Here is a 22817-nt window from a genome sequence, read left to right on the forward strand (position 1 = left end):
GGCGTTAACGATGATCAACTTGGAAGCTCCCAAGAAGGCCGGCGCCCTGATCAACCAGGCGTACCAGGCCGCGGCCGAGGTGTTCCGGCCGATCTCGCGCAAGTACGACCGCGCGGAGCACACGTACCCCAGCGAGCTGGACATGTTCGCGGCGCTGCTGGACGGCCTCAACTCCTCCGGCGAAGGCGGCGCGGGCGCGGCGGGCGTCCGACGCTCCGGCTCCGATGAGAAAGCCAAGGGAAATCGCAACGGCGCCAACCTGAACGTCGTCCTCGGCACGATCGAGATGTGCTGGGGTGACGTCGGGCTGCTGCTGTCGATGCCGCGCCAGGGCCTCGGCAACGCGGCGATCGGCTCGGTCGCGACGGACGAGCAGCTGGAGCGTTTCTCCGGCATGTGGGCGGCGATGGCGATCACCGAGCCGGCGTTCGGTTCGGACTCGGCGGCGGTCAGCACGACGGCCCGTCTCGACGGCGACCACTACGTGCTGAACGGCGAGAAGATCTTCGTGACGTCGGGCGAGCGCGCGGACGCGGTGGTCGTGTGGGCGACCCTCGATAAGAGTAAGGGCCGCGCGGCGATCAAGTCGTTCGTGGTGGAGAAGGGCACGCCGGGCTTCGAGGTGGTGCGCACCGAGCACAAGCTCGGCATCCGCGCTTCGGACACGGCGGTGCTGCGCTTCGAGAACTGCCGCGTACCGGCCGAGAACCTCCTGGGCACCCCGGAAATCGACACGGCCAAGGGGTTCGCGGGCGTCATGCAGACGTTCGACAACACGCGCCCGCTGGTGGCGGCGATGGCGATCGGCGTCGCGCGTGCGTCGTTGGACGAAACGCGCCGCATTTTGACCGAAGCCGGCGTTGCGATCGACTACGACCGGCCGGCGAACTCGCAGCACGCGGCCGCGGCGGAGTTCCTGCGCCTGGAAGCGGACTACGAGTCGGCGTACCTGCTGACGCTGGAATCCGCGTGGATGGCGGACAACCGCAAGCCGAACTCGCTGCAGGCGTCGATGGCGAAGGCCAAGGCGGGGCGCTCGGTGGTGGAGATCGCGCTGAAGTGCGTCGAGCTGACCGGGGCTTACGGTGAGGAGTCTTTGCTCGAAAAGTGGGCTCGGGACGCCAAGATTCTGGACATCTTCGAGGGAACGCAGCAGATTCAGCAGTTGATCGTCGCCCGGCGCATCCTCGGGAAGTCCTCCGCCGAATTGAAGTGAGTCACGCGCGATCGGCCTCCGGTACCCTCGGGGCAGGGAGGCCGATCGTGACCGACTTCATCGTTCACCAGCCCGATGACTCCACGCCCGTCAAAACCCCCGCGGAATGGGACGCCGAAGGCTGGGACGCCGATCGGCAACGCCCGAAGGATCTCGGCGAAGCCCGGTCCGCTCTCGACGCCCGGATCGCGGATCCGCACGCTCCCGACACCGAGGCGGAGTCCGGGGCCTACGACGGCCTGGAGGGCTGATCGCCGTGTACGTTCCCTGGCTCGTCGACGCCGCTCGCAGCACTGGTTACCCCGTGGTCGAGGTTCCCGGCTGGCAGACCCGCGGCCACGGTGGCATGCGCGTCGTCGAAGGGGTGGTCGGGCACCACACCGCCACCTCCGACTCCGCGCCGGGGGACTATCCCTCGCTCGACATCGTCACCAACGGCCGGGCCGATCTCGCCGGGCCGCTGTGCAACCTCGGGCTCGGGCGCAGCGGCACCGTTTACGTCGTCGCCGCCGGGTGCGCGTACCACGCCGGTGCCTCGCGGTGGCTCGGCTTCCTCGACGTCAACGACGAATTCCTCGGTATCGAAGCCGAATCAGCCGGCGCCGGTGGCTGGACGGACGCCCAGCGGGATGCCTATCCCCGGCTCGTCGCCGCGCTGCTGCGGTACATGTCACGCGGTCTCGACCGCTACGCCGGGCACAAGGACGTTTGCCTGCCCGTCGGCCGGAAGATCGATCCCGTCGGGATCGACACCGACTGGCTGCGCGAACGCGCCGCCAATCCGACCGTGACCGTGCCGCAAAGCGTCGAAATCCTCGAACGCATCACCGTCACACCGCCGGACGGCGGCGAGCACACCGTGCGCGTCTTCCTGTCCGGCAGCCCGGGCTCGGCGATCGTCGTGCGGCCCCGGCTGGGCGGGGACGGCTCCTCGAAACCGATGTGGGTGGGCGGCATCCTCGCCTGGGGCTCCGACCACGCGGGCGTCGGCCACAACCCCGCGCAGCAACCGGGTTACGACGCACGCCTGACGTCGCACCGGCGGTACGACGTGCCCGGCGCGGTGTGGGCGGACGTCCGCTACAGCGCGGCCGAACCGTTCGAGATCGACCTAGTCGGCTGAGACCTGATCGTCGAGGAACTCGTCGAGGTAGCGCCACGTCGTCCCGCGGGCCTTGCGGCCGGTCAGGACACCCAGGTGGCCGCCCGGTGCCGTCTTGAACCGGACCTCCGGCGCCTTGTCCAGCAGCTCGACCACCCGCTCGACCGACGGCCGCGGCGCGATCGTGTCGTTCTCGCCCGCCACCACCAGCGTCGGGACGCGCACCGACGACAGCGAAATGATCCGGCCGTTCAGGTCGACCTTGCCCTCCGCCAGGTCGTTCGTGCGGAACAACCGGTGGTACAGCTGGCCGAACGTCCGCCCGGGGTAGGCGTACATGTTGCTCATGAAGTGGTCGACGGCTTCGATCTGCGCCAGGTAGTCCCGGTCGTCCAGGTGCGAAAGGATCGCGATCGGTTTCGTGATTTCCTTGCTGATACCCGTCGCGCGGAACACGCGACTGACCAAATAGGACGGTGCGCCGCCGAACGCGCGGTAGATCGGCGTCAGCAGGTGGCCGTTCGTCAGGTCCACCAGCGGCCGGAACGGCGCCACGATCGGGATCGCCGTGAAGTCCACCGGCGAGCCGATCGCCGTGATCGACGCGATCGGGAGGTCCGGCTGGTCGGCGTTCACCAGCAGCGAGAAGATCCCGCCCAGCGACCACGACACCAGGTGCACGGCCTGGCCGCCGTTGTCGGCGCTCACCTTGCGGATCGCGCGCGGCAGCACCTCGTCGATCCAGTGCTCGATGCCCAGGCGCCGGTCCGAGAACGCCACCATGCCGTAGTCGACGAGGTAGGCGTTGCGGCCGCCCTCGACCAGGTGCTCGATCAGGCTGCAGCCGCGGCGCAGGTCGAAGCAGATCGCCGGCGCGGCCAGCGGCGGCACCAGCAGGATCGGCGGCCCGGACACCGGGCGGCTGCTGTGCGTCATCCGGTACACCGAGCGGTTGGGGCCCTGGTCGATCAGCACCCGCGGCATCGGGCGCAGGTCGGCGACACCGCCGTGCAGCACCTTGCCGACCACGTTCGACGCCGCCGCGGCCAGTCGTGCGGGCGGTGAAACCATTTCGAAAGCCTCCTGCGACGTCCCCCGGGCACTTCCGGTCAATCTTGCCCGGTCAGGCCGGTGGACTCAACACCTCCCACGTCCAAATCGGACAGTCGCTAGGCCGTCCGAGCTACTCCTGGGACGCTCCGGGCGCGCTTTCCGCCGCACGCGCCTCGTACTCCGCGCGGGCCGGGGAATGGGCCGCTGAAGCCAAAAGCTGGTCCGCCTTGAGAGCACGCGCCAGCGCTTCACCGGCCCGGCGCGGGAGCAGCCGGGTGAGCTTCCCCATAGTTCCCACGGACCGGGGCACGAAGACCTCGAAACGAGGCTTGCGCAGCGTGGATACGATGGCGTCGGCCACATCTTCCGGCCGCGAGGACTTGAACAGCTTCGCCTCGCCGAGGCCGCTCGCGAGCTCCGTCCGCACGATCGCCGGCATCACGCACGAAACGTGCACGCCCGATCCGTGCAGCTCCAGGTGCACCGCTTCGGACAACCCGACGACCGCGTGCTTGGTCGCGCAGTACGTCGCCGCGCCCGGAAATCCCGCTTTGCCCGCGAAGGAAGCGACGTTGACGATGTGTCCGGACCGTCGCGGCCGCATCCGCTTCATCGCCTCGCGCGTCCCGTGGATGACGGCGTGCAGGTTGATCTCCAGCTGACGCCGGGTCGTGGCGTCGCTTTCCTCTTCGAGGAGGGCGAGCGGCATGATCCCGGCGTTGTTGATCAGGACGTCGATGCGGCCGTGGCGGCGCTCGACCTCGTCGAGGAACTCCGTGAAGCCGGCGATGTCGGTGACGTCCAGCGGGAGCGCCTCGGCGTCCAGCTCAACCGCGGTTTTCTCGGCCCGGACCTGGTCGAGGTCGCCGATCACCACCTTCGCGCCCAGCCGGGACAGCGCCGACGCGGTCGCCGCGCCGATCCCCTGCCCGCCGCCGGTGATGACGACGACCTTGCCCGCGAGCTCCTCGGCCATGGCGACTCCTTCGTCTGTTGGCACAGCGTCAACAGTGTCACCCCTGGCCCGCGATCGCGCTACCCCACGCGTTGTTCGAGGACCTGCCCGACCCACTCCTCGACGTGGAACCGCACGGTCGGCTTGAAGCCCTGGCTCTCGTAATAACGTTGTAAGGCACCGTCGCCGCCGGCCCAGCAGTCGACGCGCACGAGGTCGATACCGCGCCGCCGGGCCTCGTCGAGCGCGTATTCGACGAGGCGGCCGCCGACGTTCCGGCCGGTGAACCGCCGCGACGTGATCAGCAGCCGGACGTACAGTTCACGCTCGTTAACCGGCGGCACGTGCGGGTCGTGCTCCTCCGAGACGATCAGCGCGCCGGCCGGCTCGCCGTCGACCACCGCGATGCGCAGCCCCGGGTCCGCGGCCATGCCCGTCACGCGTTCGACGCGCTTCGGCACGCGGCTCCACGGCTCGGTCCCCCACTGCTTCGAGCTACCCCGCGCGACGAGCCACTCGACGGCTTCGTCGAAGAAGCCCAGCAGCGTTTCGGCGTCCCCAGAGTCACCCGATCGGATGACGGTGTTGTCCATGCCCTTGTTTACCGCACGACGCGTACGCGCGGGCCGACTTCGGCGATCCACACCGCGTTCAGCCGTCGGCTCGATGCACGTCATCCGAGCTTCAAAGAGCGCTGATTGACTTTCGCCGTTCCCCACCTCTCTCGCGACGAGGACGAAGTGACTCAGTCAGTGCCCCCGGGCGATCCGTTGGCCGCGTTCAGCGTCGAACTCGAAGAAATCCGGGCAAAAGCCGCAACCGCGCAGGAAGCGCTCCGATCCGCCACCGCCAGCGTGCAGTCGCCGGACGGTGCGGTCTCGGTGACCGTCGGCCCCAGCGGCGTGCTGCAGGAGCTCCGGTTCGGCCCCCGCGCGTACGAGCGGCCGCCGCAAGCCTTGTCCGGCTTGGTGATGCAGCTCATCGGCCGCGCGCAGCAGAAGGTCTCGGCCCAGGTCGCCGGCGCGTTCGACGGCATGGTCGGCGAAAGCTCGGCCGCCCGCGAGCTCCTGGACGAGTTCCTCCCCGCGCCCGAAGCGGACGCGGGATCGCCGCCGGACAAGAGCGACGTGTTCATGCCGGAGCAGGAGGCCGAGGACCGGCCGCCCGCACCCCCGCACCGGCAGCCGCCGCCCCCGCCACAGCCGCAGCGCGACCAGCCGCGTCGTCGTCCCCGGCCCGCGCCGGACGAGGACGACGGCGACAGCAACCCCTGGTAGTACGGAGGAGAACCGGTGGTTTCCGGAGAAGGTTTCACGGTCGACCCGGCCGAGCTGCAGAAGTTCAGCCAGTTCCTGTCGGGCACCACGCAGCCGGCGGTGCAGGAGGCGGCGAACCGGATGCAGGCCGCGAACGGGTTCGACAACGCCGCGTTCGGCATCCTGCTCGCCCAGGTGCTCGCCGTGCCCTCGCGGGTCACGATGGCCGTGATCACCGGTGAGATCAACAACCTCGTCGGGGACATCGGCAAGTCCGCCGAGGACGTGAAGAAGGCCGCCGAGACGTACCAGACCCACGACTCGAACACGGCGCAGGGTTTGAGCACCTTCGAAACGGAGCTGGGCAAGTGACCGTCCCCATCACGTCCGCGAACTCCACCACGGGCGCCGGTGTCTTCGACAGCTGGAAGCAGGTCGGCGACTCGATCGGCAAGGTCCAGACCGAGCACGGTGGTGACCTCGCGGCCGTCAGCGTCGAACTCGGTATCAACGTCATCAGCGCCGTGCTCGACACGGTCGCGTTCGCCATGGACCCGCTGGCGAAGCTGATCGCGGCGGGCCTCGGCTGGCTGATCGAGCACGTCTCGTTCCTGAAGTGGCCGCTCGACCAGGTCGCGGGCAACCCGTCGGAAGTCACGAAGGTCGCCAACGAACTGCACAAGATCGGCGAGTCGCTGCGCAACACCGGCACTTCGCTCGACGAGACGCTCAAGTCGACGATCACCCAGTGGCAGGGCAAGGGCTACGACAGCTTCATCAAGTCGATCAACGACCGGAAGGGCTGGATCGACGCCAACGCCAAGGCGGCCGACGTCGCCGGCTACATGGTCGAGACCACCGGCGCCCTGATCGGCGCGGTCCGCTCGCTGCTGCGCGACATCATCACGACCATCCTCGGCGACATCATCTCCACGATGCTGATCGCGCTCGCGCTCGCCATCCCGACCTTCGGCGCGTCGATCGCCGTCGGCGTGACCAAGTGCGTCGCGACCGTCTCGGTGCAGGTCGCGGCGATGATGGCGAAGCTCGCCAAGGTCGTCGCCTACGCCGGCCGCACGCTGGCCCGCCTCACCGGGCTGTCGAAGCTGGTCAAGGGGAAGCCGGGCTCCTCCTCGAGCGCGGGACACGAGATGACGCCGATGCCGCCGCCGGGCACCGCGATCACCCACGACCGTCCCGGTGGCGGCGCCACCCCGAGCACCCGGCCCCCGGGCGACGGCACGACCCCCAACTTCTCGCGGCCGCTCCCCCCGCCGGGCACCGCGGTCACGCACGACGGTCCCGGTGGTGGCGCCACGCCCAGCACCCGGCCCCCGGGCGACGGCACCACGCCCAACTTCTCGCGGCCGCTGCCTCCGCCCGCGGCCCCGCCCAAGCCGTCGGGCCCGAAGTCGCACCTGAGCGACCACGACATCTCGACGATCAAGAAGCACGAGGACTGGCTGAAGACCAAGTTCGGCGACAGCTACAAGAAGATGAAGTTCGTCGACGACTGGCTGAAGGCCAAGGCCCCGGACTACTACCCGATGCTGAAGGCGCTTTCCGACGCGAAGAGCTCGAAGAACTTCGTGGGCTGGGCGGGCAAGGACATCGTGCAGGTCGACCGCGGCCTGACCGACATCCAGATGCAGGCGGAAGCGGCCTGGGCCGAGGAAGACAAGAAGCAGCAGCAACAACAGCCGCAGTAGCGCGACGCCGCCCACCGCGGGGCGGCGTCCTGGTCACCAGCAGGTGCCGGGGTACTCGCGGCCGGCCCGGTACTGCTCTTCGAACGCTTTGACGGAGGCGCAGTAGCCGTCGAGCACGCGGGGTTCCACGATGGCCTCGGCGGCCTGCACCGGCGTCCACACACCGGGCGCGACCTCGACGGCTTCGGCCGCGCCGCCGGCCCGGTACTCGTCCCGCAGTCGCGCCGGGAGGGAAGCCACGGACACGACCTTCGGGAAGCCGGCCGGGAAGGACGTCGGCACCGGGCTGGGCGCGGGAAGGGTGACCGTGCTGGCCGGCGACGACGGCTCGTCGAACTCCGAGCCGTCGTCGACCGGCGCTGCGGGCGAGCACCCCGCCGTCAGGCACAGACCCACCGCGATGGCCGCGAACCGCTTCACCTAACCCCCCTCGCTCTCGTGGAGGACTTCGCCGACGGCGGCTCCGGCGTTACCTCACACGACGCCGAGGTGGCGGGAGATCAGCATCTTCTGCACCTCGCTCGTCCCCTCGCCGATCTCGAGGATCTTGGCGTCACGGTAGAAGCGGCTCACCGGGAACTCGTTCATGAAGCCGTACCCGCCGAAGATCTGGGTCGCGTCGCGCGCGTTGTCCATCGCCGCGTTCGACGCGACCAGCTTCGCGATCGACGCTTCCTTCTTGAACGGCTCGCCGCGCAGCATCTTCGACGCCGCCTGGTAGTACGCCAGGCGCGCGGTGTGCGTGCGGACCTCCATGTCGGCGACCTTGAACTGGATCGCCTGGTACTCACCGATCCGCTTGCCGAACGCGACGCGGTCCTTCACGTACTTCAGGCACTCGTCGACGCAGCCCTGTGCCAAACCGACTGACAGCGCGGCGATCGCGACGCGGCCTTCGTCCAAGATGGACAAGAACTGGGCGTACCCACGACCGCGGGTGCCGACCAGGTTCTCCGCCGGCACGCGGACGTCCGAAAAGGACAGTTCGTGCGTGTCCGAGCAGTTCCAGCCGACCTTCGAGTACTTCGGCGCCACCTGGAAGCCCGGCGTTCCGGACGGGACGATGATCGCCGAGATCTCCTTGCGGCCGTTCTCCATCACGTCCGTCACCGCGGTGACCGTGACCAGGCGCGTGATGTCCGTGCCCGAGTTCGTGATGAACGCCTTGCTGCCGTTGATGACCCACTCGTCACCGTCCAAAGTGGCGCGCGTGCGGGTCGCGCCCGCGTCCGAACCGCCACCCGGCTCGGTCAGGCCGAAGCCGCCCAGCGCCGTGCCCTCGCACAGCGACGGCAGCCACTTTTCCTTCTGCTCCTGGGAACCGAAGCGGAAGATCGGCATCGCGCCGAGCGAGACGCCGGCCTCCAGCGTGATCGCGACCGACGAGTCGACCCGCGCGAGTTCCTCCAGCGCCAGGCAGAGCGCGAAGTAGTCGCCGCCCATGCCGCCGAACTCCTCGGGGAACGGCAGGCCGAACAGGCCCATCTCGGCCATCTTCGCGACGATCGCGTACGGGAACTCTTCCTTCTCGTACAGCTCGCCGATCACCGGCGCGACCTCGGCGTGCGCGAAGTCCTCGACGGTCTTGCGGAGGGACTCGTACTCCTCGTCCAGGCGGAAGTCGATCACTGCTGCTCCTCTTGGGGCGTGACTACGGCAAGGGTTTCGTCCAGCGCGACCTGTTGGCCGGCCCGGACGGGGAGTTCGCTGACGACGCCGTCGATCGGCGCGGTGACCGTGTGCTCCATCTTCATCGCTTCGACGACCAGCAGGGGCGTGCCGGCCTTCACGACGTCTCCCGCGGCGACCTTCACGACGAGCACCGTGCCCGGCATCGGGCTGGTGACCGGTCCCGCCCCGGCGGCCTCGCCGCGGGACGAGAGCACGAACTCCTGCTCCCCGAAGGGAAAGCTCAGGCCGTCACGGGCGAGCCAGACCGTCCGATCGGGACCGCAGGCGTGGCGGTACCGGTCGAACCCGCCGGCGTGCCGGATCTCCAGGACGTCACCCTCACGCCGGGCCGAGACCTCGACCGGCTCGGCGTCGTCGACCTGGACGACCGCGGCGGACGGCGTGCCCTGCACGCGGACCACCGCACGGGCGGCACCGGACTTCAGCCGGAAGACGACCCCGCCGGAGCCGCCCATCCGCCAGCCGTCCGGCACGTCCCACGGGTCCACAACGGACCCCGACGGCTGCAGTTCCAGGAAGCGGTCCAGCGCGGCCGCGACGAAGAACTCCGCCGGCACGTCCGAGGAGACCAGCTCAGCGAGCCGCCGGTCGACCAGCTCGGTGTCGAGCCGGCCGGCGCGGACGTCGTCGTCGGCCAGCAACTCGCGCAGGAACGCCGTGTTGGTGCCGACGCCCAGCAACGCCGTGTCGGCCAGCGCCCGGTCGAGCCGGTGCAGCGCGGCCGCGCGGTCCGGGCCCCAGGCGATGACCTTGGCCAGCATCGGGTCGTAGTTCGAGCCGATCACGGCACCGCGCGTCATCCACGAGTCGACGCGGACGCCGTCGCCGGCCGGCTCGTGCACCGCCAGCACCGTCCCGCCGGTCGGGATGAACCCGCGCGCCGGGTCCTCGGCGTACACGCGCGCTTCGACGGCGTGTCCGTTGAGGACGACGTCTTCCTGCTTGACGGCAAGGTGTTCCCCCGCCGCGACCCGCACCTGCCACTCGACGAGATCGAGGCCGGTGACCAGCTCGGTGACCGGGTGCTCGACCTGCAGCCGCGTGTTCATCTCCATGAAGAAGAACTCGTCGGGGTTCTTCGCCGACATGATGAACTCGACGGTGCCGGCGCCGACGTACCCGACCGAACGAGCCGCTTCGGCCGCCGCCGAGCCCATCTTCTCGCGGGTGACGTCGTCCAGCAGCACCGACGGCGCTTCCTCGATGATCTTCTGGTGCCGCCGCTGCAGGCTGCACTCGCGCTCGCCGAGGTGGATGACGTTGCCGTGCTTGTCGGCCATGACCTGGATCTCGATGTGCCGCGGCGTCGTGACGAACCGCTCCATCAGCAGGGTGTCGTCGCCGAACGACCCCTTGGCTTCACGCCGCGCGGACTCGATCGCGGCGTCCAGCTCCTCAGGCGCGTGCACCAGCCGCATACCCTTGCCGCCACCGCCGGCGGACGGCTTGAGCAGCAGCGGATAGCCCACGCGAGCGGCAGCTTCCGCGAAGCCGCCTTCGGGGATGTCCACATCGGACGCACCGGGCACGACGGGGACGCCGGCCTTCGACACCGTCGCCTTGGCGCGGATCTTGTCGCCCATCGCCTCGATCGCGGCGACCGGCGGGCCGATGAACACCAGCCCGGCGGCCTCGCAGGCGCGCGCGAACTCGGCGTTCTCCGCGAGGAAGCCGTAACCCGGGTGCACCGCCTGGGCGCCGGACGAAACGGCGGCGTCCACGATGGCCGGGATGGACAGGTAGCTGCGAGCGGCTTCGGCCGGGCCGATGCGCACGGCCGCGTCCGCCTCGCGGACGTGCCGGGCTTCGGCGTCCGCGTCGCTGTACACCGCGACCGCGCGGATGCCGAGCGCCCGCAGCGTGCGGATGACCCGGACCGCGATCTCGCCCCGGTTCGCGACCAACACTGAGTCGAACATCATCACATCCGGAAGACGCCGTAGTTGACATCGGAAAGGGGCGCGTTGGCCGCGGTCGAGAGCGCGAGACCGAGCACCGTGCGGGTGTCCGCCGGGTCGATCACGCCGTCGTCCCACAGCCGCGCCGTCGAGTAGTACGGGCTGCCCTGCGCCTCGTACTGTTCGCGGATCGGGTCCTTGAACGCCTCTTCGTCCTCGGTGGACCACTCGCCGCCGCGAGCTTCGATCGAGTCGCGCCGGACGGTCGACAGCACCGACGCCGCCTGCTCGCCACCCATCACCGAGATCCGCGCGTTCGGCCACATCCAGAGGAACCGCGGCGAGTACGCCCGGCCGCACATCGAGTAGTTGCCGGCACCGAACGAGCCGCCGATAACGACCGTTAACTTCGGCACCCGCGCGCAGGCCACCGCGGTGACCATCTTCGCGCCGTGCTTGGCGATGCCGCCGGCCTCGTACGCGCGCCCGACCATGAAGCCGGTGATGTTCTGCAGGAACAGCAGCGGGATCGAGCGCTTGTCGCACAGCTCGATGAAGTGCGCGCCCTTCATCGCGGACTCGGCGAACAGCACGCCGTTGTTCGCGACGATGCCCACCGGGTGGCCGTGGATCCGGGCGAACCCGGTGACCAGCGTCGAGCCGTACTCCTTCTTGAACTCGCCGAAGCGGCTGCCGTCGACGATCCGCGCGATCACCTCCCTTACGTCGTAAGGGGTGCGCGGGTCGGTCGGCACCACGCCGTAAAGCTCCGCGGGGTCGACGGCCGGCGCTTCGGTCGGGAGGACGTCCCACGGCCGCGGCGTGCGCGGCCCGAGCGTCGAGACGATTTGCCGGACGATCCGCAGCGCGTGGGCGTCGTCGTCGGCCAGGTGGTCGGTGACGCCGGACTGGCGCGAGTGGACGTCGCCGCCGCCGAGCTCTTCGGCCGTGACGACCTCGCCGGTCGCGGCCTTCACCAGCGGCGGCCCGCCGAGGAAGATCGTGCCCTGATTGCGGACGATCACGGCTTCGTCGCTCATCGCCGGGACGTACGCGCCGCCCGCGGTGCACGAGCCGAGCACCGCGGCGATCTGCGGGATGCCCCGCGCGGACATCGTCGCCTGGTTGTAGAAGATCCGGCCGAAGTGCTCACGATCCGGGAAGACCTCGTCCTGCCTGGGCAGGAACGCGCCGCCGGAGTCCACCAGGTAGACGCACGGCAGGTTGTTGTGCAGCGCGACCTCCTGGGCGCGCAGGTGCTTCTTGACCGTCAGCGGGTAGTACGTGCCGCCCTTGACGGTGGCGTCGTTCGCGACGACCACGCACTCGCGGCCGGAGACGCGCCCGATCCCGGTGATGATGCCCGCGGACGGCGCCTCGTCGTCGTACAGCCCGTTCGCCGCCAGCGGCGAGAGTTCGAGGAACGGCGAACCCGGGTCCAGCAGCGTGTCGACACGGTCGCGCGGCAGCAGCTTGCCGCGTTCGACGTGCCGCGTGCGCGACTTCTCCGGCCCGCCGAGACGCGCGGCGGACAAGCGTTTGCGAAGGTCTTCGACGAGTTCCGCGTGCGATGTGGCGTTGCGGGCGTAAGCCTCGCTGTCCGGGGCAGCCGAAGTCCCCAGTGCCGGCGTGTCCATGGGCTCCCTCGAAGTTAGCGGTCGTTAACCTCCGTCTCGATGTTAGCGACCGCTAACGTGGGTGTCCAGTCGCCGGAATGCGGCAGTCGCCGGAATGCGGAAAGGCCACCCCGGCGAACCGGGGTGGCCTCCGCTCCGCGGGAGGAACGTCAGCCGATGGCACCGCGCAGCGGGGCGTAGTAGCCGCCCGACTGCCCGGCCACCGTCGGGTGGTAGGACTCGATCACCGGCCAGGTCAGGCTGTGCAGGTAGTCGTCGGACGACGAGCAGATGTTGTGCCCGACGAACGACGGCCGGACGTCGACGAACGTCGCACCCGCCGACGCCGCGCGGGACTGGATCACCGAGGCGAGGGTGTCCGCACCGGAGTTGATCGCGGTCCGCTTGGTGTCGCTCAGCCCGACCCAGCAGGAGCCGGGCACGGTGTAGAAGCGCGGGTAGGACAGCACGACGAGCTTGGCGCCCGGCGCCTTGGCCTTGATCGCGTTGTAGGTGTTGGTCAGCAACGCGGGCAGGGTGTTGTTGACGTAGGTCTTCGCGGTGTTGACGCGGGCGGTGCAGGTCGCGTCACTGCCGAGGGTGCAGGTCTGGATCACGTCGCTGAAGCCGGCGTCGTTGCCGCCCACGGTGACCGTGACCAGGGTCGCGTTGGAGGGGATCGAGTTGGCCTGGTTGATGACGTCGCCGGTCTTCGCGCCCGAGCAGGCGAGGAAGGTGAACGACGTGCCGCTGTGGGCGTTGGCCCACAGCTGACCGTAGGCGTTGGAGCTGCGGTAACAGCTCCCGGAACTGCCGTAGCTGCCGGCCCCGACCCCGGAGGAGTAGGAGTCGCCGAGCGCGGCGTAGACGGTCCCGGCGGCGTGGGCGATACCCGTGACGCCGAGAGTGGACAGGACGACGGCCCCGAGAGCCGTGCTCAACCTTTGCAGAAACCGTCGCGAAAGACGGATCGGAACCCCCATGGGCCACTCCTTTGTGACAGAACCGACCTGAAAATCACAGCAGGTGGAAGCCCCACAAGGAACCCCTGGTTACCTGTAAGTAACCCACTCGGCTCACGCCGGAAGACGGGAACTGTGTCAGCGGCCACCATTCGGCGAGTTTCACGGGAGCGGCGGGCTGGACCGGCCGGGCGCCGGCGCCGCGCGGAAAGGTTCACCCGGGACGGTGACGCACGCCGCGCACCACTGGGCGTTAGCGGTCGCTAACTTCGCCCTCTAATATGGCGGGATGCCGGCCAACTCCACTCCGCTCGTGAACGGCGAGAAGGCGAGCAGGCGCGAGCAGATCCTGGCCGCGGCCGCCGAGCTGTTCGCCCACCACGGGTTCCACGGCGTGGGCATCGACGACATCGGCGCCGCCGTCGGGATCTCCGGGCCCGCGCTCTACCGGCACTTCCGCAGCAAGGACGCGATCCTCGGCGAGATGCTGAACTCGATCAGCCGCTACCTGCTCGACGGCGGCACCACGTGGGCGGCCCGGCCGGGCACGCCGCACGACACGCTGGCCGGCCTGGTGGCGTTCCACGTCGGCTTCGCGCTCAACCACCCGGCGCTGATCACCGTTCAGGAGCGCAACCTCGCGAACCTCACCGACGCCGACCGCAAGCAGGTCCGCGCGCTGCAGCGCCAGTACGTCGAAGTGTGGGTCAGCGCGATCCGGGAAGCCATGCCGGAGCTGGGAGAACGGCACGCGCGGTCGGCGGCACACGCCGTGTTCGGCCTGATCAACTCGACGCCGTACAACCGCCATCTCGGTGACTCGGAACTCGCCGAACTGCTCGCCCAGCTCGCACTGGGTGCGCTCCACGCGGCCGGATGACCGACCCGGATCAAGGTATCCCCACGACCGCCGTCGCTGGTGTTTGATGGGGCACGTGGATGCGGACTGGAACGAGCAGGAGCTCGTCGAGAAGGCTCAGCGCGCGCTGACGGCGTTGAGCCTCGGAGACGACGCCGAAGCCCTCGTCGAGGTCGCGCCGACGGCCGTCGAACCGCAGGCCCGCGCGGACGAGACGAAAGCGTTGATGCTGCTGCTGTTCGGCGAGTGCAGCGCGATGGTCTCCACCCTCGGCGACGGCGGCAGCGCCCCGGTGAAGGTCCAGGTCTTCGACGAGGACGGCGAAGAGGTCTCGATCGACCAGGCCGACCCGCCGGTGCGGACCGCGGTCCGGACGTTGCTGGCGGAGGTCCACGGCAACACCGAGGCCGCGCAGGAGCAGGTCGAGATCGCGCTCGCCAACGCGGCGCCCGACGAGGTGGACAGCCTGGTGCTGCAGGCCTTGCGCTGGACGATCCGGCTGTCGGTCGAATGCCTCGACCGCGACCTGCCGGTGGCCCCCTGGATCTCCGAAGCGGTTTCCGACTAGGCCCGGAGGCCGTCGACGATCACCGCCACGATCCGCGGCGCCCGGTCGTCCCACTCGGCTTCCGGGATCCGCGAAAGCGCGCCGAGGAGCAGGATGACGTCGGCCGCGTCGACCCCGGCGCGGATCTCCCCGGCGGTCTTGCCCCGGTCCAGCAGCGTTTCGAGCGCTTCGTCGAGCCGGTGGTGCTGGCCGGAGTAGAGGTCCTGCCACGCCGGCACCTCGATCGCCGCCATGACACCGCGTTTGACGCGCGCGTACTCGACCAGCCGCTCCAGCCAGCGGGCCAGCGCGTCCAGCGGGGAGTGTTCGGCCAGCAGGGGCGCCACGGTCTCGACGAGCTGGGTCAGCTCGGCCCGGTACACCTCCGCCAGCAGGTGCTCGCGCGTCGGGAAGTGCCGGTAGAGCGTGCCCTGCCCGACGCCCGCGGTCTTGGCGACCCGGTGCAGCTTCAGGTCGCCGGGCGCGCCGTTGGACTCGCTCAGTTCCGCCCGCGCGGCCTCGACGATCCGGTCGCGGTTGGCGACGGCGTCCGAACGGCGCTCACGACCGGCCACAGCAACTCTCCTCGCTTAAGTGGACAAGTGTCCGGTAGGCTTAACCGGACAGTTGTCAGCTTAACGGAGGACCCATGACGAACGGACTCGACAAGGTCGTCGCCATCACCGGCGCGAGCAGCGGAATCGGCGAGGTCACCGCCGTCGAGCTGGCGTCCCGCGGCGCGGCGGTGGTGCTCGGCGCGCGGCGAACCGACCGGCTGGAAGCGCTCGCGCGGAAGATCCGCGACGACGGCGGCCGCGCGGAAGTACTGGACGTCGACGTCACCCGGCGCGCCGACCTCGACCGGCTCGTGACGCTTGCCGTCGACCGCTTCGGACGTCTCGACGTCCTGGTGGCCAACGCCGGCGTCGCGCGGATCTCGCCCGTCGCCGACCTCGACGTCGACGCGTGGGACGCGATGATCGACGTCAACCTCCGCGGTGTCCTGCACGGCATCGCCGCCGCGCTCCCGGTGTTCCGTATGCAGGGCCGCGGCCACTTCGTCACGACCGTTTCGACGTCGGGGCTGAAGATCGTCCCGACGCAAGCCGTCTACGCGGGGACCAAGAACGCCGTCCGGACGCTGCTGGAGGCCTTGCGCCAGGAGTCCACCGACGGCGTCCTGCGCACGACGTCGATCTCGCCGGGGTACGTGCGCACCGAACTGGTCGACCACGTCGAGGACCCCGCGCAGCGCGAGCAGGCCCAGCAGGCGATGGCAGCTCTCGGCATCAGCCCCGAGGCCGTCGCGCGGGCGATCGCGTTCGCGATCGAGCAGCCCGACGACGTCGAGATCGGCGACCTCACCATCCGGCCCACCCGGCAGGGCTGAGTCAGGGACGCAGCGAGCGGACGATCGGCGCCAGGTACAGCTCGGCCAGCCGCCGGCGCTGGGCGTCGTCGTCCACCGGCAGGACCGTCTCCTGGGTCAGCACCAGGGACACGACGATCCGGATCAGCAGCTCGGCCATGCCGTCGACGTCCGCGGCGGGCAGGCTGAGCCGGCCCGCGGCGATCTCCGCGTGGAAGTGCGCCGCGATCCGCGCCCGGGCCGCGGCGAACAGACCGCCCGCCTGGACGGTCAGGTGCGGGAGGATCAGCTCCGGCTCGGTGCGCAGCAGGCGGTTGAGCAGCCGGTGCCCCCGCAGGTACCCGAGGGAGAAGCTCAACCCCTCGATGAGCTTCTCCTCCGGGGTCGCCTGCGCCTCGACGACGGCGTCGACCTTCGTCAGGAACCGCTTCATCTCCCGCTGGATCAGCGCGCCGAGCAGCTGGTCCTTCTTCGGGAAGTAGCGATAGATCGTCACCCGCGAGAGGCCGACGCGGCGCGCGACGTCGTCCACGGTGAACCGGCGCAGCCCGAAGTCCTCCGCCTGGGTGAGCGCCGCGCCCATGATCCGTTCCGCGGTCTCGTCGCCGGGCAGTTCGGCCTCGAGTGCCTGCTTCAGGAGATCGCGCATGAGCTGACTTTACATCTTGACGGAGATTGTTTCATGCGTTCTAGTGTTAAACGACACAGGGAGGCACGGATGGGTGATCGCGAAGCCACCGCCGAACGGCTGCTCCGCTCGAGCGCCCGGCTCTCCTACGACCCCGATGTCGACGTCCACTGGGCCGCCCCGCTGAACGACGACCAGTTCTTCATCCCCGAAAAGCTCGTTTCCCTGTACGGCACGCCGGTGTGGGACACGCTGAGCCGCGCGCAGCGGATCGAGCTGTCGCGCCAGGAGCTGGTGAACACCGTCAGCGTAGGGATCTGGTTCGAGCTGATCCTCATGCAGATGCTGCTGCGCGCGTCCTACCGCCAGGACCCGACGACCCGGCACGTGCACTACGCGCTGACCGAGGTCGCCGACGAGTGCCGGCACTCCACGATGTTCGCGACGCTGATCGAGCGCGTCGGCGGCCGGCCGTACCGCAACAACCGGTGGCTGCAGTTGTCCGCGCAGGCGCTGCCGGTGATCCTGCACGGCCCGGCGATGTGGGTGGCGACGCTGATCGGCGAGGAGATCTTCGACGCGCTGCAGCGCGAACACCTCGACGACGAGTCCGTGCAGCCGGTGGTCCGCGCGGTGATGCGCATCCACGTCACCGAAGAGGCGCGGCACGTCCGGTACGCGCGCGACGACCTGGTCCGCTCGCTGGCCCGGGCCCCGTGGTGGCGCAAGGAGTTCGCGCGGGTGGTCGTCGCGGTCGGCGCGTTGCTGATGTCCCGCCTGCTTTCCCGGCCGCGGCAGTACCTGCGCGCGGGGATCGACCCGGGGGTGGCGGTGGCCGCCGCGCGGACCAGCCCGCACCGGCGGGAGACCCTGGCCTTCGGGGCCCGGAAGCTCGTGCGGTTCCTGCGGGAGAACGACCTGATCGGCGGCCCGAGCGCGGCGCTGTGGCGCCGCGCCGGAATGCTCTAGCGGAGGGGAAGCCATGGCGCTCAAGGATCTGCTCGCCGCGGGCACGGGACGGCTCGCCGACCGGATCACCACGGCCGGCGACGAAGCGGGCGACCGCGCGGACGATGTCGCCTGGCGGGTGGCGAAGCTGTCCGACCGCGCGGCCGAACGTCTCGGCGATTACGCGGCGGGCGCGTCGCGGCGGGTCGCCAACCGTTTGGTACGCCTGGGAGAACGCGTCGCCGGCCGCTGACCCCGAGCGACCCAGCCGCGTGCGCGCCCGGACCTCAACCCAGCAATGCCTTCACCAGCGCCGCGATCTGGCCGGTCTCGATGAGGAACGAGTCGTGGCCGTACGGCGACGACACCACCGACGGCTCCGGCGCGCCGGGGATGCCCGCGGCGATCTCCGCGGACTGGTACAGCGGGTAGAGCCGGTCGCTGTCCACGCCCCCGATCACCGATCGAGCGGTCACCCTTCCCAGCGCCGCCGCCACGCCGCCGCGGTCGCGGCCGACGTCGTGGGTGTTCATCGACTCCGTCAGCACCAGGTAGCTGTTCGCGTCGAACCGCCCGGCCAGCTTGTCCGCGTGGTGGTCCAAATAGGACTCGACGGCGAACCGGCCGCCCCGCAACGGGTCCTCGTCACCCTGGTACGCCCGGCCGAACCGCTGGGCCAGCTCCGGCTCGCTGCGGTAGGTGACGTGCGCGATCCGCCGCGCGATGCCGAGCCCGGCGTGCGGGCCCGCCGGCGCCGAGTAGTAGTCGCCGCCGTGGAAGTGCGGGTCCGACCGGATCGCGTGCAGCTGCGGGGCCGCCCACGCGATCTGCTCGGCCGACGCCCGCGCCGTCGACGCCAGGACCAGCACCGACGCCACGCGCTCGGGCAGCGTCACCGCCCACTCCAGCGCACGCATCCCGCCCATCGACCCGCCGACGACGGCCGCCCAGCGGTCGATGCCCAGCGCGTCCGCCAAAAGGGCTTCCGACGCCACCTGGTCCCGGACCGTCACGACCGGGAACCGGCTGCCCCACGGCTTGCCGTCCAGGTCCGACGACGGTCCGGTCGAGCCCTGGCACCCGCCGAGCACGTTCGGGACCACGACGAAGAACTCGCCGGTGTCCAGGGCTTTCCCGGGCCCGATCAGCCCGTCCCACCAGCCCGCGCTGGGGTGCCCCGGCACGCGCGGTCCGGCCGCGTGGCTGTCGCCGGTCAGCGCGTGTTCGACGAGCACCGCGTTCGACGCGTCGGAGTCGAGCGTCCCCCACGTCTCGTAAGCGATCGTTAACTCAGGCAGCACGCCACCGGCCTCCAGCGCGAACGCGCCGGGGCGGGTGACGAACTGCCGGCGGCCCGGCGGGTCCCCGACCCGCCAGGCACCGGTAACGGTCACAGTTCCGCCTTGGCCGCCCGGAATCCGGCCTCCAGGTCGGCCTTGAGGTCCTCGATCCCCTCCAGCCCGACGGCGATCCGGACCAGGCCCGGCGTGACGCCGCTGGCGAGCTGCTCCTGCGGCGCGAGCTGGCTGTGCGTGGTCGACGCCGGGTGCACGATCAGGCTGCGGACGTCGCCGAGGTTCACCAGCTGGCTGTGCAGCTCGGTGCCGTCGACGAACTTGCGTCCGGCCTCGACGCCGCCGCGCAGCTCGAACGACAGGACCGCGCCCGCGCCGCGCGGCAGGTACTTCTGCCCCGCTTCGTAGTACGGGCTGGACGGCAGTCCCGCGTAATACACCGTATCGACCTCGTCGCGCTGCTCGAGCCACTCCGCGAGCGCCTGCGCGTTCTGCACGTGCCGCTCGATGCGCAGGGACAGCGTCTCGATGCCCTGCAGGATGAGGAAGCTGTTGAGCGGGGCGATCGCCGCGCCGGTGTCGCGCAGCAGCTGCACGCGCGCCTTCGCCGCGTACGCGCCCGGACCGAGCGCCTCCCAGTACTTCAGGCCGTGGTAGCTCGGGTCCGGCTCGGTGAAGCCCGGGAACTTCGCCGGGTCCTTGCCGAAGTCGAACGTGCCGCCGTCGACCAGCACGCCGGCGATCGTCGTGCCGTGGCCGCCGAGGTACTTGGTGGCCGAGTGGACGACGACGTCGGCGCCGTGCTCGATCGGCCTTACAAGGTAAGGCGTCGGGATGGTGTTGTCGACCAGCAGCGGGACGCCGGCCTCGTGCGCGACGTCGGCGACACCGCGGATGTCGAGGACGTTGCTGCCCGGGTTGGCGAGCGTCTCGGCGAAGAAGAACTTCGTGTTCGGCCGGACCGCGGCGCGCCACTGCTCGAGGTCGTCCTGGTCGTCGATGAACGTGACCGCGATGCCGAGCTTCGGCAGCGTGTAGTGGAAGAGGTTGTAGGTGCCGCCGTAGAGCGACTGGCTCGAGACGAAGTGGTCACCCGCACCCGCGAGGTTCAGGATCGCCGCGGTGGTCGCCGCCGAGCCGGACGCGAACGCCAGCGCCGCGACCCCGCCTTCGAGGGATGCGACGCGCTGCTCCAGCACGTCCTGCGTCGGGTTCATGATCCGCGTGTAGATGTTGCCGGGCTCGGCGAGGCTGAACAGGTCAGCGCCGTGCTGGCTGTCGCGGAAGACGTACGACGTCGTCTGGTAGATCGGCGTCGCCCGCGCGCCCGTGGCCGGATCCGGCGCGGCGCCCGCGTGGATCTGCCTGGTCTCGAAGGACCACGCCGAGGTGTCGTCCGCGCTCATCGGTTTCTCCTTGCGGCTCAAGGGGTCTGGTGGTTCGAAGCTACTTCGGCCGAACGGAGTACCCAACCGTTCCCACGTCCTGGGAGCCAGGTTTTCTTGCGAGTCGAATCTCTTTGTGTCTAAGATATTCACACAGGGAGATTTATGAGCAGGGAGGAAGTCATGGCGGAGCGGGTACAGGTGCTGGTCGTGGGGGCCGGGCTGGGCGGATTGTCGGCGTCGCTGTTCTTGGCGCGGGAAGGAGTGGATGTGCTGACCGTCGAGCGGCACGCCGGAACGTCGGTCCACTCGCGGGCCGCCGGGCAGAACTGGCGCACGATGGAGCTGTTCCACTGGGCAGGAATCGACCGCGAGGTGCTGGAAGTGAGCCCGCGGGCGTCGCAGGGGCTGCGGATCACCGTCGCGACCAGCCTCGCCGGGCGCGTCCTGCACCGGCTCATGAACGACGGCAGCGAGTTCGACGTCTCGACGTCGACGACGATGCCGGCCGGCATGGCCGGGCAGGACGTCGTCGAGCCGATCCTGCTGGCGCACGCGGAGAAGGCCGGCGCGCGGGTGCGGTTCCGCACCGAGCTCACCGACCTGGTCCAGGACGATGACGGTGTCACCGCGACCTTGCGCCACCGCGACTCCGGCGAGGAGACAGTGGTCCACGCGGACTACGTCGTCGCTGCCGACGGCGGCCGCAGCGGCATCCGGGCCCGCCTCGGCATCGGGACCACCGGACTGGATGCGCTGAGCCACTGCCTCGGCGTCGTGTTCGACGCCGACCTCGGCGACCGCGTCCAGGCCGGCGTGACGGACCTCTTCTACCTGCAGCACGGCGATTTCACCGCCGGGCTGGTCAACACCGACCTCCCGGACCGGTACGTCTTCGCGCCGGACTACTTCCCCGAGAAGGGCGAGAGCCCGGCGGACTTCACGCACGACCGGCTGGTCTCGATGATCCGCGCGGCGACCGACCTGCCGCAGCTGGAGCCGGAGATCGTCTGGACCGGCTCGTGGGAGATCGCCGCGCGGCTGGCCGACCGGTTCCGCGCCGGGCGCGTGTTCCTGGTCGGTGACGCGGCGAAAGTGACGCCGCCGACCGGCGGCCAGGGCGGCAACACGGCGGTCGGCGACGGCGCGGACATCGCGTGGAAGCTCGCCGCGGTGCTGCGCGGCGAAGCGGGTCCGGCCCTGCTCGACACCTACGAAGCCGAGCGGAAGCCGATCGCGCGGATGATCATCGACACGTCGCTGCACAACATGAAGCAGCGCATGCACCCCGGCCTCGACGTCTCGGGGATCGGCGAGCCGGAGGACATGCTGAACGCCATCCTCGGGTTCCGCTACCGCTCGACGGCGGTGCTGACCGAGGAGCCGGACGACGGATCGCGCGTCGAGGACATCAACGCGCCGACCGGACGGCCCGGCTTCCGGGCGCCCGGACTGGCGTCCACTGTGGACTTGCTCGGGCAGTCGTGGGTGCTGCTCGGCACGGACGACGGCTGGACCTCGGCCGCGACCGAAGCCGGGATCGACTGCCACGTCGTCAAGGACGAGCTGTTCGCCTCGCGGTACGGCCTCTCGCGGGGCGGCGCTTCGCTGGTGCGTCCCGACGGCGTCGTCGCGTGGCGGGCGAAGGAGCCGGTCAACGACCCGGCGGGCGAGCTGCGTCGGGTGCTGGACGCGGTGCTGTCGCGTTAGCGCCGGCCCAGCACCCAGTGGAAGGTGGCCGGATCCGGCTCGTGCATCGTCACGGGCTCGTCGACGACCAGCGTGAAACCGGCGGCTTCGAGGAGCCGCCGGTTCTCCGCTGTCGAGTGGCTGCTGAAGAACATGGGTGTGCCGAGCCAGTCGTCCTCGACGCCGTTCATTTCGCTGCACCCCAGTGCCGCCAGGAACCAACCGCCGGGCCGCAGCCAGCGCGCGATCCGCGTGAAGAGCGCCCCTTGCTCCTCGCGCGGAACGTGCAGCACCGAGTAGAACGCCGTGACCGCGTCGAAGCCGCCGTCCGGAAAGGACACCGCGGCCATGTCCGCCTTCTCGAACCGCGCGTCCGGGACGTTCCGCCGCGCGAGGTCGAGCTGCGCCGCGGACAGGTCGACGCCGAGGACGTCGTGCCGCTCGGCGAGCAGCTTCGTGCACGGAACGCCCGCGCCGCAGCCGAGGTCGAGGACGTCGGAGCCGTCGTCGAGCCGGTCAGTCAGCTCACTCAGGAAGCGCAACCGGGGATCGTCGGCGATCCGGGCACTCCATTCGAGGTACCGCTCCGCCGAGCCGTCGTACCCGGACTCGACGATCTTCCGCGCGTCGCTCACCGT

25 protein-coding genes are annotated in these 22817 nt (G+C 70.1%); 12 read left to right on the forward strand and 13 right to left on the reverse strand.

All coding sequences use genetic code 11. The features are described 5' to 3' along the window. Positions 1-10 precede the first annotated feature (10 nt). The 3 genes from BLV96_RS14770 to BLV96_RS14775 are packed head-to-tail and all read left to right on the forward strand — an operon-like array spanning position 11 to position 2339. Positions 11-1216, forward strand: coding sequence for an acyl-CoA dehydrogenase family protein (locus tag BLV96_RS14770; RefSeq protein WP_086670453.1), 1206 nt, complete (start codon positions 11-13; stop codon positions 1214-1216). Positions 1217-1263: 47 nt separating this feature from the next. After that, positions 1264-1467: a hypothetical protein gene (locus BLV96_RS49845; RefSeq protein ID WP_086830281.1), complete on the forward strand. Its 204-nt coding sequence runs from the start codon at positions 1264-1266 to the stop codon at positions 1465-1467. Between the two features lie 5 nt (positions 1468-1472). Then, positions 1473-2339, forward strand: a complete 867-nt coding sequence (locus BLV96_RS14775) for a peptidoglycan recognition protein family protein (RefSeq protein WP_158104046.1) — start codon at positions 1473-1475, stop codon at positions 2337-2339. Here the strand turns inward: BLV96_RS14775 and BLV96_RS14780 are convergent. The 3 genes from BLV96_RS14780 to BLV96_RS14790 all read right to left on the reverse strand — a co-directional run bounded on the left by BLV96_RS14780 (position 2328) and on the right by BLV96_RS14790 (position 4919). Beyond that, a complete protein-coding gene (locus tag BLV96_RS14780; protein WP_086670457.1) occupies positions 2328-3389 on the reverse strand; it encodes an alpha/beta fold hydrolase in 1062 nt (353 codons plus the stop codon). The genes BLV96_RS14775 and BLV96_RS14780 overlap by 12 nt on opposite strands. Before the next feature lie 112 nt (positions 3390-3501). Continuing rightward, positions 3502-4347 (reverse strand): SDR family oxidoreductase, encoded by an 846-nt coding sequence (locus tag BLV96_RS14785; RefSeq protein WP_086670459.1) that lies wholly within the window; start codon positions 4345-4347, stop codon positions 3502-3504. Positions 4348-4406: 59 nt separating this feature from the next. Beyond that, the gene (locus BLV96_RS14790) at positions 4407-4919 is read right to left on the reverse strand and encodes a GNAT family N-acetyltransferase (protein WP_086670461.1); all 513 of its coding nucleotides are present in this window, start codon (positions 4917-4919) and stop codon (positions 4407-4409) included. Positions 4920-5066: 147 nt separating this feature from the next. Here BLV96_RS14790 and BLV96_RS14795 point away from each other — a divergent pair, with 147 nt between their 5' ends. Genes BLV96_RS14795 through BLV96_RS14805 form a run of 3 tightly spaced genes read left to right on the forward strand, consistent with a single transcriptional unit; the run spans position 5067 to position 7291 of the window. Further along, positions 5067-5603 carry a YbaB/EbfC family nucleoid-associated protein gene (locus tag BLV96_RS14795; protein ID WP_244180231.1) on the forward strand — a complete coding sequence of 179 codons (537 nt, stop codon included), beginning with the start codon at positions 5067-5069 and terminating at the stop codon, positions 5601-5603. A 15-nt stretch (positions 5604-5618) separates the two neighbouring features. Next, positions 5619-5954, forward strand: a complete 336-nt coding sequence (locus tag BLV96_RS14800) for a hypothetical protein (RefSeq protein WP_086670465.1) — start codon at positions 5619-5621, stop codon at positions 5952-5954. Beyond that, positions 5951-7291 (forward strand): hypothetical protein, encoded by a 1341-nt coding sequence (locus BLV96_RS14805; RefSeq protein WP_086670467.1) that lies wholly within the window; start codon positions 5951-5953, stop codon positions 7289-7291. The genes BLV96_RS14800 and BLV96_RS14805 overlap by 4 nt, the downstream gene beginning before the upstream one ends. A gap of 33 nt (positions 7292-7324) precedes the next feature. Here BLV96_RS14805 and BLV96_RS14810 read toward each other — a convergent pair whose 3' ends face one another. The 5 genes from BLV96_RS14810 to BLV96_RS14830 form a co-directional block, all read right to left on the reverse strand. Then, on the reverse strand, positions 7325-7711 hold the full coding sequence (locus BLV96_RS14810) for a hypothetical protein (RefSeq protein ID WP_086670469.1): 387 nt from the start codon (positions 7709-7711) through the stop codon (positions 7325-7327). A 54-nt stretch (positions 7712-7765) separates the two neighbouring features. Beyond that, a complete protein-coding gene (locus tag BLV96_RS14815; protein ID WP_086670471.1) occupies positions 7766-8920 on the reverse strand; it encodes an acyl-CoA dehydrogenase family protein in 1155 nt (384 codons plus the stop codon). Beyond that, positions 8917-10902: an acetyl/propionyl/methylcrotonyl-CoA carboxylase subunit alpha gene (locus tag BLV96_RS14820; protein WP_086670473.1), complete on the reverse strand. Its 1986-nt coding sequence runs from the start codon at positions 10900-10902 to the stop codon at positions 8917-8919. The genes BLV96_RS14815 and BLV96_RS14820 overlap by 4 nt, the downstream gene beginning before the upstream one ends. 2 nt (positions 10903-10904) lie before the next feature. Beyond that, complete coding sequence (locus BLV96_RS14825; protein WP_086670475.1) at positions 10905-12518, reverse strand: carboxyl transferase domain-containing protein; 1614 nt, start codon at positions 12516-12518, stop codon at positions 10905-10907. 149 nt (positions 12519-12667) lie between these two features. Then, positions 12668-13438 (reverse strand): SGNH/GDSL hydrolase family protein, encoded by a 771-nt coding sequence (locus BLV96_RS14830; RefSeq protein ID WP_086670476.1) that lies wholly within the window; start codon positions 13436-13438, stop codon positions 12668-12670. Positions 13439-13748: 310 nt separating this feature from the next. Between BLV96_RS14830 and BLV96_RS14835 the strand changes: the two genes are divergently transcribed. Further along, positions 13749-14339, forward strand: coding sequence for an SACE_7040 family transcriptional regulator (locus tag BLV96_RS14835; RefSeq protein ID WP_167379601.1), 591 nt, complete (start codon positions 13749-13751; stop codon positions 14337-14339). A gap of 46 nt (positions 14340-14385) precedes the next feature. Continuing rightward, positions 14386-14886 (forward strand): hypothetical protein, encoded by a 501-nt coding sequence (locus BLV96_RS14840; protein WP_086670478.1) that lies wholly within the window; start codon positions 14386-14388, stop codon positions 14884-14886. Here the strand turns inward: BLV96_RS14840 and BLV96_RS14845 are convergent. Continuing rightward, positions 14883-15440 carry a TetR/AcrR family transcriptional regulator gene (locus BLV96_RS14845; RefSeq protein ID WP_086670480.1) on the reverse strand — a complete coding sequence of 186 codons (558 nt, stop codon included), beginning with the start codon at positions 15438-15440 and terminating at the stop codon, positions 14883-14885. The two genes, BLV96_RS14840 and BLV96_RS14845, sit on opposite strands and share 4 nt — an antisense overlap. Before the next feature lie 74 nt (positions 15441-15514). Here BLV96_RS14845 and BLV96_RS14850 point away from each other — a divergent pair, with 74 nt between their 5' ends. Beyond that, positions 15515-16255, forward strand: a complete 741-nt coding sequence (locus tag BLV96_RS14850) for an SDR family oxidoreductase (protein WP_086670482.1) — start codon at positions 15515-15517, stop codon at positions 16253-16255. Position 16256: 1 nt separating this feature from the next. Here BLV96_RS14850 and BLV96_RS14855 read toward each other — a convergent pair whose 3' ends face one another. Continuing rightward, positions 16257-16883, reverse strand: a complete 627-nt coding sequence (locus tag BLV96_RS14855; RefSeq protein ID WP_086670484.1) for a TetR/AcrR family transcriptional regulator — start codon at positions 16881-16883, stop codon at positions 16257-16259. A 69-nt stretch (positions 16884-16952) separates the two neighbouring features. On the opposite strand from BLV96_RS14855, the gene BLV96_RS14860 reads away from it, so the two are divergent. Both BLV96_RS14860 and BLV96_RS14865 read left to right on the forward strand, forming a co-directional pair. Further along, positions 16953-17831 carry an AurF N-oxygenase family protein gene (locus BLV96_RS14860; RefSeq protein ID WP_244180232.1) on the forward strand — a complete coding sequence of 293 codons (879 nt, stop codon included), beginning with the start codon at positions 16953-16955 and terminating at the stop codon, positions 17829-17831. A gap of 13 nt (positions 17832-17844) precedes the next feature. Further along, on the forward strand, positions 17845-18063 hold the full coding sequence (locus tag BLV96_RS14865; protein WP_086670488.1) for a hypothetical protein: 219 nt from the start codon (positions 17845-17847) through the stop codon (positions 18061-18063). A 34-nt stretch (positions 18064-18097) separates the two neighbouring features. On the opposite strand, the gene metX is transcribed toward BLV96_RS14865, so the two are convergent. Together metX and BLV96_RS14875 are read right to left on the reverse strand one after the other, a co-directional pair. Further along, complete coding sequence (gene metX / locus BLV96_RS14870; RefSeq protein WP_086670489.1) at positions 18098-19204, reverse strand: homoserine O-acetyltransferase MetX; 1107 nt, start codon at positions 19202-19204, stop codon at positions 18098-18100. Next, positions 19201-20511 carry a bifunctional o-acetylhomoserine/o-acetylserine sulfhydrylase gene (locus BLV96_RS14875; protein ID WP_086670491.1) on the reverse strand — a complete coding sequence of 437 codons (1311 nt, stop codon included), beginning with the start codon at positions 20509-20511 and terminating at the stop codon, positions 19201-19203. The genes metX and BLV96_RS14875 overlap by 4 nt, the downstream gene beginning before the upstream one ends. 162 nt (positions 20512-20673) lie before the next feature. Between BLV96_RS14875 and rdmE the strand changes: the two genes are divergently transcribed. After that, on the forward strand, positions 20674-22200 hold the full coding sequence (rdmE, locus tag BLV96_RS14880; protein ID WP_086670493.1) for an aklavinone 12-hydroxylase RdmE: 1527 nt from the start codon (positions 20674-20676) through the stop codon (positions 22198-22200). Here the strand turns inward: rdmE and BLV96_RS14885 are convergent. Next, a complete protein-coding gene (locus tag BLV96_RS14885; protein ID WP_086670495.1) occupies positions 22197-22814 on the reverse strand; it encodes a class I SAM-dependent methyltransferase in 618 nt (205 codons plus the stop codon). The genes rdmE and BLV96_RS14885 overlap by 4 nt on opposite strands. Positions 22815-22817 lie beyond the last annotated feature (3 nt).

Source organism: Amycolatopsis pretoriensis, from assembly GCF_900107925.1.
Lineage (GTDB): Bacteria > Actinomycetota > Actinomycetes > Mycobacteriales > Pseudonocardiaceae > Amycolatopsis > Amycolatopsis pretoriensis.